We start from the raw sequence: 14,369 nt of genomic DNA on the forward strand, positions 1-14,369 counted from the left end.
CGGATCGGATGCTGTCAGTGCAGCATCTCCTGCCAGCCTGGAGGCACCCGGTTAGCCGGGCCGGGAACGGACTGGGAATCGGGATGGTGCTCCGGCGGAGCCAGCGCGGGCCCGGCAAAGACCGAGGAATCGGCATAGTTCCAGAACCAGTCCTCGCCGGGCTCGTAGCTTTGGATGACCGGATGGCCGGTCTGCTGCTCGTGGCGGGTTGCGTGCTGGCCGGGGGAGCTGTCACAGCAGCCGATGTGCCCGCATTCGGCGCATCGGCGCAGGTGGTACCACCACCCGTCCTGCTGCGTGCATTCCACGCAGCCGGGTCCGCTGGGGGGAACCGAAACATTGATGCCGGGAATCGCGTTCATGAAGGCCTCCGTGGGGTGCATGGAACCGGTGCTGGACGGGAGCCTCGGGGCGCCCGTCCTTCCACGGTGTAGCCAGCGGGCCGCCCCCGTCAACAGGTGACGGGAGCGGCGTCCCGGTACGGCTAGGCCAGCCAGGCGGTGGTGTCCGGCGGCAGCAGGGAGCCGTCGAGTGCGGCGCTGCTGTGCAGCACGGACCCCTCGGGCAGCGCGACCGGTTCCGTGCCGAAGTTGGTGATGCTCTGCCATCCGCCGGGGCGGCGGAAATGCAGCACCGTGTCCGCGCTTCCAATCCAGTCCAGCTCCTCGGCACCCTGCTGCTTTCCGCGGAACTCCAGGGCGCGGCGGTAGAAGTTCAGGGTGGAATCCGGATCCTGCTCCTGCCGGGAAACCGACGAGGGGCCGAACTGTTCGGGCTGGGGAAGGTGCGCCGTGCCTGCCCCGAAACCAAAGGAGGGGCCTTCGGGAGTCCAGGGCAGCGGGACGCGGCACCCGTCGCGCCCCTTGTCCACCCCCGGACTGCGGTAAAACGTCGGATCCTGCCGCTCTGCGTCGGGAATCTCCGCGACTTCATGCAGGCCCAGTTCCTCGCCCTGGTACAGGTAGGCGGAACCGGGCAGCGCCAGCATCAGCAGCGTCGCGGCGCGGGCGCGGCGTAGTCCCAGTCCGCGGTCCAGGGCGGGTTCGGTGCCTCCGGAGAGCACCCAGTCCTTGCCGTCCCGGCCCTTCGCACTGCCCGTCGGCGCGGGCGGCAGGCCGTACCGCGTGGCGTGCCGGACCACGTCATGGTTGGACAATACCCAGGTGGAGGAAGCGCCGGTGGCGGCCGCCTGTTCCAGGTTGGCCGCGATGATCTGCCGGAACCGGCCGGCGTCGAAATCCGCCTGCAGCAGGTCGAAGTTGAACGCCTGGCCCAGACCGTCCGGGCTTGCGTACCGGCCCCGCCGGGAGGCATGCACCCAGGCCTCGGCCACTGCCGTGCGCGGCGGGTCATACTCGTTGAACAGCTTCCGCCACTCTGCATAGATCTCGTGGACCTCGTCGCGGTCCCAGAACGGGTGGCCGCCGTCGGTCCCCTCACCTTCAGGCGAGAGGTCGGAGCTGGAGGCCAGCGGTTCGGTCAGGTCCTTGGCCAAAGCATGGGCCACATCGATCCGGAAGCCGTCAACGCCGCGGTCGGACCAGAACCGCAGGGTGCTAAGGAACTCCTCACGGACCTCCGGATTCTCCCAGTTGAAGTCCGGCTGCTCGGCCGCGAACAAGTGCAGGTACCACTGCCCGTCCGGCACCTGCTCCCAGGCGCTGCCGCCGAAAACGGACTGCCAGTCCGACGGCGGCAGAGAGCCGCCGGGGCCCGTTCCGTCCCGGAAAATGTAACGGCTGCGGGCCGGGGACCCCTTCGGGGCGGCCAGCGCCTCCTGGAACCAGGCGTGCCGGTTGGAGGAGTGGTTGGGGACAATGTCCACAATCAGTTTGATGCCCGCGCCGTGCAGGGCCGCTGCCATGTCGTCGAAATCGTCCAGGCTCCCCAGCCGCGGATCCACGTTCCGGTAGTCGTCGACGTCGTATCCGCCGTCGGCGAGGGCCGAGGGATAGAACGGGCTGGGCCAGACCGCGTCCACGCCCAGCGCGGACAGGTACGGGACCTTGGACGTGACGCCCGGGAGGTCACCGAGACCGTCTCCGTTGGCATCGGAGAAGCTGCGCGGATAGATCTGGTACACCGCTGCCTGCCGCCACCAGTGCGGGTCCGTCGTCGGGTTGGTCCTCGGGTCTTCGGGAAGTGGCTGCGTGGAAACGGTCAAGATGGTCCTTAGGGTGAGGGAATGTTCCCTGGACTCTATCAACGGGTATGGCGGGACCCGTTCCAGACACTGCCCGCGCGGTGTTCCAGCACGTCCCGTTCACGCCGGTTTTTGGCCAGGGCGGCCGCCGCGGCAAACTCCTCCCGGGCCTCCTTCGTCCGGCCCAGCCGGGCCAGCAGTTCACCCCGGACACTGGGCAGCAGATGGGATCCGCGCAGGGCCCCCTCGTCCCCCAAACGGTTCACGATTGCCAGGGCTGCCTCCGGCCCGGTGGCCATGGACACCGCCACGGCACGGTTCAGTTCGACGACGGGGCCCGGGCTGACCCGGCCCAGTGCTTCATAAAGCACCGCGATGGCCGGCCAATCCGTCTCGTCGGCACGCCTGGCGGTGGCATGGCATTGAGCGATGGCCGCCTGCAGTGCGTAGCTCCCGCGGGACCGTCCGGCCGCTGCTGCCAGGGCGTCCGCGCGGGCCAGCGACGCGCGCCCCCGCTCAATCTGCGCCCGGTCCCACCTGGTGCGGTCCTGGTCCGGCAGCAGCACCGGCTTGCCGCCGGGACCGGTGCGGGCCGCGAAACGGGAGGCGGAGAACTCCATCAGGGCCACCAGTGCGTGGGCTTCGGGGACCGTCGGCACCAGGCCGGCCAGGATCCGGCCGATCCGCAGTGCCTCGTTGGCCAGATCAAGCCGCATCCAGGCTTCACCTCCAGTTACCGCATAGCCCTCCGTGAACATCAGGTAGACAACGTGCATCACTCCGCGCAGCCTTGGACCCCACTCGTTCGGTTCGGGGGCCTCGAACGGGACCCGGGCGGCTGCCAGCGTCTTCCTGGCCCGGAGGATCCGCTGCTGCATGGTGGCAACAGGGACGAGGAACAGCCGGGCGATCTCCTCCGCGGTGAGTGAACCGACCACCCGCAGCGTCAGTGCAGTCTGCGCTTCCGTGGACAGCACCGGGTGGCAGGCCGTGAACAGCAGCCGCAGCACGTCGTCGGGCAGCGGGTCCCACTCGGGGGCCGCCGCGTCCTGCAGTCCTCGGGCCTGCTGGGCATAACGCTCGGCCAGCCGGTGCTCCCGGCGCCACCGGTCGATGGCGCGCCGCCGGGCCGCCGTCGTGATCCAGGCACCGGGGTTCCTGGGAATTCCTCGGATACCCCACTGCAGCAGCGCCTCGGCCAGTGCATCCTGGGCGGCGTCCTCGGCCAGGCCCATGTCGCCGGTGGCACGCGCCAGGGAAGCAACAATCCGGGCACCTTCGATGCGCCACAGCGCGTCGAGGCGGCGCCGGATTGCCGCTGCCTGCCCGGGGTCCGGCGCTACCGGTGTTCCGTGCGCAGCTTCTCCTCGTCCCTGCGCCATCCTTCTTCCTTCCGGATGTACTCGTTGCCGGCGAAATCGGCGAAGTCCGCAGCCTCCGTTACCCGCCGCACTTCCAGCTTCGAACCGGGCCCGAGGGGGCAGCGGCCGGCCCATTCCGCCGCTTCCTCACGTGAGGCGGCGGAAATGATCCAGAAACCGTTGAACAGCTCGTGGGTTTCCCCGTACGGTCCGTCGGTGACCAGCGGCGGTTCTTCGGAAAAATCCACCACGAATCCGCTGTCCTGCGAGATTTCTGCAAGGCCTTCGCCGGCCAGCAGTACGCCGGCGTCGATCATGGACTCGTTGTAGGCACCCATCCTGTTAATGACTTCCTCGAAGGGGATGTCCTTGTAGGCCTGCGTGCCCGCGTCGGTGGAACGCATAATCAGCATGTACTTCATGGTGAACTCCTTCCGGCAGTTGCTGCCGCTTGTGTTGCTGCCATGGTGAAGACGCGGTGTTGCGTCTTCTACTATGGCGTCGAACGGGCGGTGCGGATATCGACAGCGGCAAGGAAAAAGTCTGTTCCGCACTCCCGCGGCGTTCTGCTCGCAAACCAAGGACGTGAGGATATGGTCGATTTCGATCCCGAGGCGGACAGCGTGATCAAAGCGAGGCTCAGGGCCATCTGGTCGCTGGGGAATTACGCGGCGGTCGCCGCCGAAACCGTTTCTCCCCTGGGTCCCGTCCTCGTCCGTGCCGCCGGCATCAGCGGCAGCGACCGGGTCCTGGACATTGCCGCGGGGACTGGAAATGCCGCAATTCCGGCGGCAGAAACCGGGGCTGATGTCACGGCTTCGGACCTGACGCCGGATTTGCTGAATTCCGGCAAGCAGCTGGCCTTGGCCCGGTACGTCCACCTGACCTGGTCCCTTGCCGATGCCGAAGACCTGCCGTATCCGGATGCGTCCTTCGACGCGGTGATTTCCTGCGTCGGCGTGATGTTCGCTCCGCACCATCGGCTGGCCGCCGCCGAACGGCTCCGCGTCTGCCGGCCCGGGGGACGCATTGGACTGATCAACTGGACTCCCGAAGGATTCATCGGCAGCCTGTTCGCCGTCCTGAAGCCGTACTCGCCTCCGCCGCCGCCGGGAACACAGTCGCCTCCCCTGTGGGGAAACCGGGAGCACATTGAATCCCTGTTGGCGGGACAGGTGCGGCAGCTCCGCACCGAGCGCCGCACCCTGCTCATTGACCGGTTCGCAGCGCCGGAGGACTTCCTGGCCTTCTTTAAGGCACACTACGGACCGCTCCTTGCGGTATACGAATCCCTCGCGCCGAGCCCGGATCGTATAAACGCACTGGATGAGGAACTGCTGGAGCTCGTGAAGAGGTACAGTGCCCGGGCAGGCGGCATGGTCATGGACTGGGAGTACCTACTGGTGACCGCCACACGGTCCTGACAAGGGCCGCCGCCCCAGGGAGGCGAGACAGGGGAGAGGGGTAGGGGGAGGAGACAGGGGAGGGGCGCCGGAACTCAGGCAGGGGCTGCGGCCAGGCCTTCGCCCGCCGGCAGCGGCAGGTGCATGAGGACCTCGTCACGGAAGTCGTCTGCACTGAGCCGCAGGGCGCGGGGCTGGCGGCCGTACTCGATCCAGCCCAGCCGGGCGTAAAAGGATTCCAGCCCCACGCCGCCGCGGACCGCGAGGACCAGCTCATCCAGCCGCAGCTCACCGCGGGCATATCGGGCGGCTTCCTGCATTAGCGCGGAGCCAATGCCCCGGCCGCGGGCGGTCAGTGCGGTCTGTACGCGGGTGATCCGGGCCCAGTGGCCGATGAGGGTGCCCGGGTTAACTGTCAGGACCAGCCAGCCGGCCAATGCGCCGTGTTCCGCGGCAATCAGCAGCCGGGAGCCTGTGGGAGCGAGGGCGGCAACGAGCGCTGCCAGCGCCGGCTCGACGTCGTCGGTACCCACCGGCAGCATCGGGAAGCCGACGGCGCCGCCGGCGTTGCTGACATCGGTCCAGCAGTGCAGCAGTTGACGGCGCATGGCAGGGGAAAGGCCGCCGGGGGAGTCAACCCAGCTGAAGTCCGTCATTTACCGGCCCCGGACCCCGGGCCTGTGACCGAAACCTTTGCCGATGGCACGGCCTGCTGCAGGCAGTCGGCAATCCGCCGGGCATCATCTGCGGTTGCTTCCGAAATCAGGGTCACGCTCATGTGGGAAGCCGGGTAGTCCGCGGACACAAACGACTCCTCAACTGACGGATCCTCCAGGCACTGCCCGTAGGATCCGGGCCCGGGATCGACGATGCTCACTGACCACTTGCTGGGCCTTCCGCCTGTGTCGCCAGATCCAGTGCCGTCACGGCCGGAAGCGCCGGCGCCGCAGCCGGCCGTGGACAGTACGACGATGCTGAGGGCTGCGGCAACGGGAAACCAGCGGTGCGTGCCCATCATGCCTCCCGTGAACACCGGACGTTTTCAGGAAGCATACCGGCTGCTGCCGGGCGCGGGTATCAGGTGCTCCAACCCGGTCCGGGGGACCTCCTTCTCAACGCTAGTTGACATAATGTGGATTATCGGCGTTTATATAGGGGGTCCGGAAGGGGGTAAAAACCCACATATGCCCGCAGGCTCCATCCAGGACAAAATGTGCCCGAATCCCCCGTTTTGCTGCTTTTCGGCAGTCTTTCTCCGGTTTTCGCTCCTCGGGAACGTCCGGCACGGCATCAGGCCCGGAGCCGGATGCTGCCGGGGACGGCCCAAAACGCCCGACCTGGTTAGATGATTTCCCGGCCCCCGCCGCCCCGATGCACTTCCCTGTTTCAGTTGACATAACGTCCCCCGGGACTCGGCCGGGCTGCCTGAACGGCTTGACATAACCGATACGCCCGCCCCTGCCCTGTCCGAAACGGCCGACCTGGTCGGACATGTTGCCGCCTCTGCCGCCAATGCAGGCCGGTCCGCAGTTGATTGACATAATGCTTTTGCCCCGCAGCGGCGAGTTGACATAACCTACCTTCGGGCGCTGCCCTCCCGGGGGTTTCCGCCGGTCCGGTACCGCGCCCTCGGCAGGGAATACAAAGTCCTGACGGGACGTTGATCACTTTCCAGCCGTATTTCGTCATTCGCGGTCCGCCGCGCCTGTACGGTTTGGTGCAGCGACTTTCGTTGCCTATATGATCTACGCTCGACCCCCCCACGACCAGGAGATACACACAAGAAAATGGCTACCGATTACGATGCCCCGCGCGTCAAGGAAGAAGACCAGCCCACAGACTCCCTGGAGGGGCTGAAAGCTCAGCAGCGCGGCGGAGCGATGACGGCCGTCATCGATGTCGAAGAGTCAGACGCCATCGACGGTTTTGACCTTCCCGGGGCAGATCTGTCCGGTGAGGAACTCCTCATCAAGGTTGTTCCGCCGCAGGCTGACGAGTTCACCTGCATGTCCTGCTTCCTCGTCCGTCACCGTTCGCAGATTGCGCGCGAAAAGAACGGCGAGGCCTACTGCGTGGACTGCGAGGGCTAGCCTCTTTCCGAGCCGCACAGCCGGGTTCCGCCAGACGGCGGCCCCGGCTGTTTGTCTTTAACACCGCGTTGTCGTTAACACGGCGCCCTCCCGTAGACTCCCCGCGTGAACACCCGACTCCCCGCATCTTTCCTTCCACTCACTCCGGCGGACCGGGAACTCGTGGATCTGGCCCGGAGAACCATTGACGCGGTCACCGACGCCGGTCCCGGCGAAGACGGCATCCACACCATGGGTGCCGCGGTCCGCACGTCCGACGGCGGCATGTACGCGGGCGTGAACCTGTATCACTTCACCGGGGGCCCCTGCGCCGAACTCGTTGCCCTCGGCGCTGCCCGGGCGGCGGGTGCCGGCGATCCCACCTGTATTGTCGCCGTCGGCAACCACGGCCGCGGGATCCAAAGTCCCTGCGGCCGGGACCGGCAGGTCCTTGCCGACTACTACCCGGGCATCCGGGTGATCCTGCCGACGGCGGACGGACCGCTCAGCATTCCCGCCGGCGAGCTGCTTCCGCTGGGCTTCGTTCCGCCTGCGGCATAGGCGGCATCATGACCGCCTCTCCCCTGCTGCGCCGACGGCGGCTTGTTCCGCCTGGGGCCCGGACACGGGAGCGACAGCCCTGCATCCTGTCGGGCGGCGGAAAACGGCGGAAAAGGCGGGTTTCCGGCTCGGAGGCTGGGTCAGTCCCCCGGCCCTTCCACGCTCTGAACCACTTCGTTGCGGCGCAGGAACCACGGCCGGAAGGGCGGATCGAAGCGGGCGAAACGCGGACGGCCGAGGGTCGTGAACCCCTCGGCGGAGACCGCCGCCAGCAGTTCGGCCAGATGGCTCTGGAAGTTCGCCTCGCTCCACCGGCCGGAAAAGGAGGCGGCCGCGGCCGCCTGGCCCGGTACGGCGACAATGCTCACGGCGGGGTCCTCGGGGATGGGAGCCGGCCCGGCGGCGGCGGGCAGGACAAAGGCCACGGTGAAGGCTCCCGGAACCGGGCTGGGTTCCAGCAGCACAGGCGCCGTCATGGCCAGCGACGTCCCGGCTGTTCCGGCGGTGTCCGTTTCCGCCGGGGACGTGTTCTGCCCGGTGATGTAGGCGAAAAGGTGCCTGAAGCCGGCGTTTCCGGCCCCTTGGAACCCCGCGTTCACTGTGACCTGGGCCAGCACATGCGCGGGGTAATGGCGTAACTCGAAACCCGGGTACTGTCCCAGGACGGTGTATGGCTGCTGCTCGGTCATGGTGGAGAGGAGGTTACGCCCTCCGGCTGCACGGGAACACCGTGGCGGCTACTAGGATAAAGCGGTGCCCACCGATTCCACCGCCCTGCTGCGCGACCTGGTCCTGCCGATGCTGGAACAGGATCTCGTGCCCATAGTCCAACTGGGGCACCCCGCCCTCCGCCGCGCCGCGCTGCCCTTCAACGGCGAACTGGACGCCGTCGAACTTGATGCCCTGATCGCGCTGATGCGCCGGGTCATGCACGCCGCTCCCGGCGTGGGCCTGGCGGCCCCCCAGCTGGGCATTCCGCTGCAGATTGCGGTACTGGAGGACACGTACGACGTCGGGGCCGAGTCTGCGGCGGTCCGGGAGCGGTCTGCCCTGCCCTTCTTCTCGATTATTAACCCGCGCTACGAGCCCGAGGGCGAGGAAACCGCCGAGTTCTTCGAAGGCTGCCTGTCCTTCGAGGGCTACCAGGGAGTGGTCCGGCGGCCGCTCTCGGTGGTGCTGCGCTACACCGATGAACAGTCCCGGCAGCGCGTGGAACGCTTCAGCGGCTGGCAGGCACGGATAGTCCAGCATGAAACGGACCACCTGGACGGGACGGTATACGTGGACCGGATGCTGCCCCGGTCGCTGTGCAGCAATGCCGAATACGCACGCCGCTGGGCCACGCCGGATATCGGCGAGGCCCGGCGGGTGCTGGGGTTCTAGGGCATAGCGGCACTCGGCCGAAGGCAGGCCACCCGGCGGCCGGCTGCTTCTAGGCCCGGGCAGGCTCCGGTTCGCGGGCCTGCTCCGGGGCCGGATTCTGCGGCGTCGGCAGCCAGCGGGACCACCAGGCCAGCAGATGCTCGAAGCGCCGGCGCCGGTGCCAGGGCGTGCCGCTGCGGGAGAGCTCATGGTTCTCGCCCGGGAAAAGCAGCATCTCGGTAGGCACGGAGCGCAGCTTCAGTGCGGTGTAATACCGCTGGGCCTGCTCCACCGGACAGCGCAGGTCCTCTTCGGAATGAACCACGAAGGTGGGGGTGCGGACAGCGTCCACACACGCCATCGGGCTCTGGGCCAGGACGGCGGCCGGGTCGGTGCCGGTGTAACCGGCGCTGAAGAACCAGCCGATGTCCGCCGAGCCGATAAAGGACAGGGGATCCAGGAAGCCGCGTTCCACCACCGCGGCGGCAAACCGGTGGTCGTGGGCAATGGTCCAGGCTGTCAGGTAGCCGCCGTAGGAACCGCCCATGATCCCCATCCGGCTTCCGTCGAGTTCCGGATGCGCGGCCAGCGTGCCGTCCACGAAGCCCAGGATGTCGGCCAGGTCATGGGTGCCCATGGCCTCCTTGATGCTCCGCCCGTGCGCCTGGCCGTAGCCCGCAGACCCCCGGGGGTTGCACATCAGCACTGCATAGCCTGCCCTGGTGTAGACCTGCGTCTCGTCGAAATACCCCCAGCCGTACTGGGAAAACGGGCCGCCGTGGATATTGAGCAGCACCGGATGCGGGCCGGGCCCCTCCGGCAGGGCCAGCCAGCCGTGCACGGGATAACCGTCCCCGGAGGGGTGGGTTTCCTCCACCGGCAGCGCTACCCGTGTTTCGCGGCGCAGCACTTCGGAAAAATCGGTGACCGTGCGGAGCCCGCCGTGCTCGACGACGGCGAGGTCCCCGGCGGACCGGGGATCGGTATAGCTGACCACGACGACGCCGTCCGCCGATCCGGCGGCTTCAATGACCAGGGGACCGGAGGCCAGCACCTCCACGCCGCCGCGGGGATCCACAGCCAGGAGTTCGCCCGCCCCGCGGGTGCGGTTGAAGACCAGTGCCTCTGCCGCCAGATGCGGCACGATGGTGCCGTCGGAGAGGTCAACCGTTTCCGGATCCGTGAGGCGGCGGACCGCCGTCGGGTCCCCTGCCGGCGCCGCATACAGGGCGGTGTTGCGGGCAACGAAGTCGGTGCCCGTGGCGGACAGCTCCTGGCCAAGGTAGAACAGCCAGAGGCCGTTGGCGCTTTGAACCGGGTCCGAGACCGTGAGCGGGTTCCCGGGATCGTGGTTGGTGAGCCGGGCCAGGCCGGTGCCGTCGGGGGCGATGCTGAAGACGTCGGAGGCAAGGGAAACGTCCTGCTCCGATGAGGAGGTGAACAGGATGCTGCTGCCGTCCGCGGAGAACACCGGCCGGAGATGGTCTGCGGCATCAAAGGTCAGCTGCACGGCTTCGGGCAGGCCGGTGCCGGAGTCGGCGTCGGCGTCGTTCTTGGCCCTGCCCCGCGGGTCGATGTGCGGCTCGGCGTCGAGGTCCGGAAGGAACAGGTGGAAGATCTGGACGGGCTTGTCGCCGGTGTAGCCGACCCCGTTCATCCGGTACTTCAAGGTGGTGATCAGACGGGGATCCTCGGCGCCGGGCCCCACGCCGTCCATGGTCCCGTACCGGCCGTCCTGAGGCACCCGGGAGGAAAACACCACGCCGGTGCCGTTCGGCGAGAACTCGAACCAGGACACTCCCAGCGGCGCATCGGTCAGCTGCACGGGCTCGGCGATGCCCGCACCCAGGACATACAACTGTGCCGGCTCCCCCGGTGCCGCCCGCAGGAACCCCAGGCTGGAACCGTCGGCACTGTACCTGGGCAAGGTATCCCGGAAACCGCGCGTGAGCCGGCGGGGCCGGCCTCCCGGTGCCAGCGGAACGCGCCACAACTGCCCGGTAGAGGAATCGGCGGTGAAGTCCGGGCGGGTCACGGAGACCACGCAGTGCGAGGCATCGGGATGCACGGCCGGAGCGGAAAGGGAATTAAGGAGAGGCAAGTCACATGGTTTCACGCTCCGAAGCCTAATGTCCCCGGCCGTGCAGGCCAACTGCCGTCTTAGGATGGAGTCATGCCTTCACTGCCGCCTCTGGTCTGCCCCGTCTGCGGGGCAGACCTTAAACCCGAGGACGGATTCCGGTCCCTCAGCTGCCCGGCAGGACATCGCTATGACGCAGCCAAGCAGGGCTACTTCAATCTGCTCACCGGCAGCGGCACCAAATTCCAGGCCGACACCGCGGACATGGTCCAGGCCCGCGCAGACTTCCTGGCCGGAGGGCATTATCAGCCCATGGCCGAAGAGCTGGCACGGCTGGTGGCCGCCGAGGCACCGGACGCGGCAGCAGTCCTCGACGCCGGCGCGGGCACCGGCTACTACCTCGGCGAGGTGCTGCGCCGGCTTCCGGACGCCGCCGCGGTGGCACTGGACATTTCGAAATACGCGCTGCGCCGTGCGGCCCGTGCACTCCCCGGAAGCTATGCCCTGGTGTGGGATGTCTGGAGGCCGCTGCCGCTGCGGGATGCGTCCGTGGATGCGCTCCTGAACGTTTTCGCGCCGCGGAACCCGGCCGAATTCCGGCGGGTCCTGGCTCCCGGCGGCATCCTGGCCGTGGTGACACCCCGGCCGGAACACCTGCAGGAAATCCGGGCCGAGGCGGCAATGCTGGGCATTGCCGGCGAAAAGGAGGAACGGATTTCCGCGTCGCTGGCGTCCGGGTTCACTGCCCTGCAGGCGGTACAGTGCACCTACACGATGCAGCTGCACCGCGCCGATGTCCGGAACGTGGTGCTGATGGGGCCCTCGGCCCGGCACCTGGACCCGGCGGCACTCGAGCGGACCCTGGCTGCCCTGCCCGATCCGGTTGCAGTGACCGCGTCCTTCACCCTGCAGGTTTTCCGCGCCGGCTGAGGCCCCAGGGGGCAAAACGTTATCCTTCCGCCGTCTGCAGCACTAGGTCTGCGGCGCCGACTCGGGCAGAATGAACTAAACGCCGGCACCTGCCCGCTGCGGTGCGGGAGCCGGGGCCCGCCGGAAAAGCAAATGCCCGCAGCAGGTTCGGATCAAACCACGGTCATCAAAAGACAAGGGGAAATCGGATGCAGGAAGTCTATGAATGGATGCTCAGCTACGGCTGGGCCCTCTGGCTGGTCCTGTTCCTGGGCTTCGCCGCCGTGGAAGCCCTCACCCTTGACCTGTTCTTCGGAATGCTGTCCGTGGGATCCCTTGCCGCCATGCTGAGCTCGTTCTTTGCCGTACCCCTGTTCCTGCAGGTGGTGGTGTTTGCGGTGGTGTCCGTCCTCATGATCGGCGTCATCCGGCCGCTGGCCCTGAAACACCTGCAGCACACCAGCAAGGACCAATTGTCCAACGTGGACCGGATTGTGGGCGCGCCGGCGCTGACGCTTGAGTCCGTGACCGGTTCCTCCGGATTGGTGAAAATCGGCGGCGATACCTGGACCGCCCGCAGCGTTGACGGGTCCAGCCTGCCGGCCGGCGTGGAGGTGAGCGTGGCGCGCATCGAGGGTGCCACCGCCCTGGTTCAGGCCGCAGGTACTGAAAAGACAGCATCGTACTGATGAACTCCGGCGGCCTGCCCGCCGAGCGAAAGCGCAGGGTCCTTCCGGGTCCTGCTGAACCAAACCGCGGGGCTCCTTGTGGGCCCGGCGGATTCAGAGGGGGAACATGAGCGCAACAGCAGTCCTTGTCATTCTTGCCGTCCTGGTGATTTTTGTCCTGGTCATCCTGGTGAAAGCAGTCAAGATCATTCCGCAGGCCCGGGCCGGAGTGGTGGAGCGACTCGGCAAATACCAGCGGACCCTGAATCCGGGGCTGACCATCCTGATTCCGTTCGTTGACCGGATGCTGCCCCTGCTGGATCTGCGCGAACAGGTGGTGTCCTTCCCCCCGCAGCAGGTGATCACCGAGGACAGCCTCGTAGTCTCCATCGACACCGTGGTGTACTTCCAAGTCACCGATGCCCGGGCCGCCACCTATGAAATTGCCAACTACATCCAGGGTGTGGAGCAGCTGACCATCACCACGCTGCGCAACGTGGTGGGCGGGTTGAACCTGGAAGAGGCACTGACGTCCCGTGACCAGATCAACGGCCAGCTGCGCGGCGTGCTGGACGAAGCCACCGGCCGCTGGGGCATCCGCGTTTCTCGGGTGGAGCTGAAGACCATTGCTCCCCCGCTGACCATCCAGGATTCGATGGAAAAGCAGATGCGTGCGGAGCGGGAACGGCGTGCAACGGTGCTGACCGCCGAAGGCAGCAAGCAGTCGCAGATCCTGACCGCGGAAGGCCGCCGCCAGGCTGCCATCCTGGCCGCCGAAGGCGATGCCAAAGCCGCGATCCTGCGGGCCGACGGCGAATCGCAGGCCATTGCCAAGGTCTTCGAAGCCATCCATAAGGGCAACCCGGACCAGAAGCTGCTCGCCTACCAGTACCTGCAGACCCTGCCGAAGCTGGCGGAAGGCACGTCCAACAAGCTGTGGATCATCCCCAGCGAACTCGGCGAAGCGCTCAAGGGCGTGGGCAGTGCGCTGGGCGACTTTGTGCCGGACGCGGCCAGGCCCTCAGCCAACGGCACCGCCCCCGCTCAGGCTGCGGACTCCGCCGAGGCCGCAGGTCCGGTCACTGCGCCGGGAAGCACCGGAAAGCTCTAGCCCGTCACGCGGCCATGGTAGGCGGCTGAGCGCGGATGCCGGTATAATTGTCTGTTTGCCGGGCAAACAATGCGGCACCGGGCGGGACCGCCGTCGGGAACAGCTGCAGCGCCGTTGGCGTTGTACTGACAGAGACAGCCGGCCTGCCGGTTCGCCGCGGTGCGGCAGACGGGGTCCGGCCCCGGCATAACAAGGGGATCCGCTCGCGGATCCAGCGGATTGAAGAGGGAGAAAAGATGAGCGATCGTAGCCTGCGGGGTATGCGCCTCGGCGCGCAGAGCATGGAGACTGAATCCGGTGTGGAGCCGGCTCCCCGCCAGCGGGTGGAATACCGCTGTGAGGACGGCGAGCGTGTTTTCGTCACTTTTGCTGCCGAAGCGGACATCCCGCCGGTGTGGATCTCCAAGACCGGTAAGGAAGCCCTTCTGGTGGACGGCGAGAAGCCTGACACCAGCAACGACAAGCCGGTGCGCACGCACTGGGACATGCTGCTGGAACGCCGCAGCATCGAGGAGCTCGAAACGACCCTCCAGGACCGCCTGACCATCCTGCGCGAACGCCGCGGAGAGCGCGCCAAATCCTAGCGGTGCTGCACCGACGGTCCAGCACGGCCGCAGAGTAGCTTAAAAGAGCGGGGCGGCTGCCGATTGGCAGCCGCCCCGCTCTGGTGGTTTTTAAAAACCCCCGTCCCGAGGGCGTCAG

General features: G+C 67.3%; 16 protein-coding genes. 8 read left to right on the forward strand and 8 right to left on the reverse strand.

Annotation, left to right across the window (positions count from 1 at the left end):
* Positions 1–14 precede the first annotated feature (14 nt).
* From GD627_RS07890 to GD627_RS07905, 4 genes are all read right to left on the reverse strand, one after another.
* Positions 15–362: a UBP-type zinc finger domain-containing protein gene (locus tag GD627_RS07890; RefSeq protein ID WP_152272040.1), complete on the reverse strand. Its 348-nt coding sequence runs from the start codon at positions 360–362 to the stop codon at positions 15–17.
* Between the two features lie 122 nt (positions 363–484).
* Positions 485–2,167 carry a glycoside hydrolase family 13 protein gene (locus GD627_RS07895; RefSeq protein WP_425481902.1) on the reverse strand — a complete coding sequence of 561 codons (1,683 nt, stop codon included), beginning with the start codon at positions 2,165–2,167 and terminating at the stop codon, positions 485–487.
* A 35-nt stretch (positions 2,168–2,202) separates the two neighbouring features.
* Positions 2,203–3,525, reverse strand: coding sequence for an RNA polymerase sigma factor (locus GD627_RS07900; RefSeq protein WP_152272042.1), 1,323 nt, complete (start codon positions 3,523–3,525; stop codon positions 2,203–2,205).
* Positions 3,483–3,926 (reverse strand): YciI family protein, encoded by a 444-nt coding sequence (locus tag GD627_RS07905; protein WP_146361935.1) that lies wholly within the window; start codon positions 3,924–3,926, stop codon positions 3,483–3,485. Before GD627_RS07905 ends, GD627_RS07900 begins: the two co-directional genes overlap by 43 nt.
* A 171-nt stretch (positions 3,927–4,097) precedes the next feature.
* Between GD627_RS07905 and GD627_RS07910 the strand changes: the two genes are divergently transcribed.
* The gene (locus GD627_RS07910; protein WP_152272043.1) at positions 4,098–4,928 is read left to right on the forward strand and encodes a class I SAM-dependent methyltransferase; all 831 of its coding nucleotides are present in this window, start codon (positions 4,098–4,100) and stop codon (positions 4,926–4,928) included.
* A gap of 74 nt (positions 4,929–5,002) precedes the next feature.
* Here GD627_RS07910 and GD627_RS07915 read toward each other — a convergent pair whose 3' ends face one another.
* Together GD627_RS07915 and GD627_RS07920 are read right to left on the reverse strand one after the other, a co-directional pair.
* Positions 5,003–5,563 carry a GNAT family N-acetyltransferase gene (locus tag GD627_RS07915; protein WP_152272044.1) on the reverse strand — a complete coding sequence of 187 codons (561 nt, stop codon included), beginning with the start codon at positions 5,561–5,563 and terminating at the stop codon, positions 5,003–5,005.
* Positions 5,560–5,922: a hypothetical protein gene (locus GD627_RS07920; protein ID WP_194266003.1), complete on the reverse strand. Its 363-nt coding sequence runs from the start codon at positions 5,920–5,922 to the stop codon at positions 5,560–5,562. The genes GD627_RS07915 and GD627_RS07920 overlap by 4 nt, the downstream gene beginning before the upstream one ends.
* A gap of 772 nt (positions 5,923–6,694) precedes the next feature.
* Here GD627_RS07920 and GD627_RS07925 point away from each other — a divergent pair.
* Together GD627_RS07925 and GD627_RS07930 are read left to right on the forward strand one after the other, a co-directional pair.
* Positions 6,695–6,997, forward strand: a complete 303-nt coding sequence (locus tag GD627_RS07925) for a DUF4193 domain-containing protein (protein WP_146361938.1) — start codon at positions 6,695–6,697, stop codon at positions 6,995–6,997.
* 105 nt (positions 6,998–7,102) lie between these two features.
* Entirely contained in the window at positions 7,103–7,537 is a 435-nt protein-coding gene (locus GD627_RS07930; protein ID WP_152272046.1) for a cytidine/deoxycytidylate deaminase family protein, read from the forward strand.
* A gap of 140 nt (positions 7,538–7,677) precedes the next feature.
* Here the strand turns inward: GD627_RS07930 and GD627_RS07935 are convergent, their stop codons facing one another.
* Positions 7,678–8,226 (reverse strand): SOUL family heme-binding protein, encoded by a 549-nt coding sequence (locus GD627_RS07935; protein ID WP_152272047.1) that lies wholly within the window; start codon positions 8,224–8,226, stop codon positions 7,678–7,680.
* Positions 8,227–8,335: 109 nt separating this feature from the next.
* On the opposite strand from GD627_RS07935, the gene GD627_RS07940 reads away from it, so the two are divergent.
* On the forward strand, positions 8,336–8,920 hold the full coding sequence (locus GD627_RS07940) for a peptide deformylase (RefSeq protein WP_152272076.1): 585 nt from the start codon (positions 8,336–8,338) through the stop codon (positions 8,918–8,920).
* A 49-nt stretch (positions 8,921–8,969) separates the two neighbouring features.
* Here the strand turns inward: GD627_RS07940 and GD627_RS07945 are convergent, their stop codons facing one another.
* Positions 8,970–11,000 carry a S9 family peptidase gene (locus GD627_RS07945; protein WP_343032386.1) on the reverse strand — a complete coding sequence of 677 codons (2,031 nt, stop codon included), beginning with the start codon at positions 10,998–11,000 and terminating at the stop codon, positions 8,970–8,972.
* A 72-nt stretch (positions 11,001–11,072) separates the two neighbouring features.
* Between GD627_RS07945 and GD627_RS07950 the strand changes: the two genes are divergently transcribed.
* The 4 genes from GD627_RS07950 (at position 11,073) to GD627_RS07965 (ending at position 14,251) form a co-directional block, all read left to right on the forward strand.
* Positions 11,073–11,909 carry a methyltransferase domain-containing protein gene (locus tag GD627_RS07950; protein WP_152272049.1) on the forward strand — a complete coding sequence of 279 codons (837 nt, stop codon included), beginning with the start codon at positions 11,073–11,075 and terminating at the stop codon, positions 11,907–11,909.
* Between the two features lie 188 nt (positions 11,910–12,097).
* Positions 12,098–12,577 (forward strand): NfeD family protein, encoded by a 480-nt coding sequence (locus GD627_RS07955; RefSeq protein ID WP_152272050.1) that lies wholly within the window; start codon positions 12,098–12,100, stop codon positions 12,575–12,577.
* Positions 12,578–12,683: 106 nt separating this feature from the next.
* On the forward strand, positions 12,684–13,667 hold the full coding sequence (locus tag GD627_RS07960) for an SPFH domain-containing protein (RefSeq protein ID WP_152272051.1): 984 nt from the start codon (positions 12,684–12,686) through the stop codon (positions 13,665–13,667).
* 236 nt (positions 13,668–13,903) lie between these two features.
* The gene (locus tag GD627_RS07965; protein ID WP_146361945.1) at positions 13,904–14,251 is read left to right on the forward strand and encodes an RNA polymerase-binding protein RbpA; all 348 of its coding nucleotides are present in this window, start codon (positions 13,904–13,906) and stop codon (positions 14,249–14,251) included.
* Positions 14,252–14,369 lie beyond the last annotated feature (118 nt).

This window comes from Arthrobacter yangruifuii (assembly GCF_009192775.1).
Lineage (GTDB): Bacteria > Actinomycetota > Actinomycetes > Actinomycetales > Micrococcaceae > Arthrobacter_B > Arthrobacter_B yangruifuii.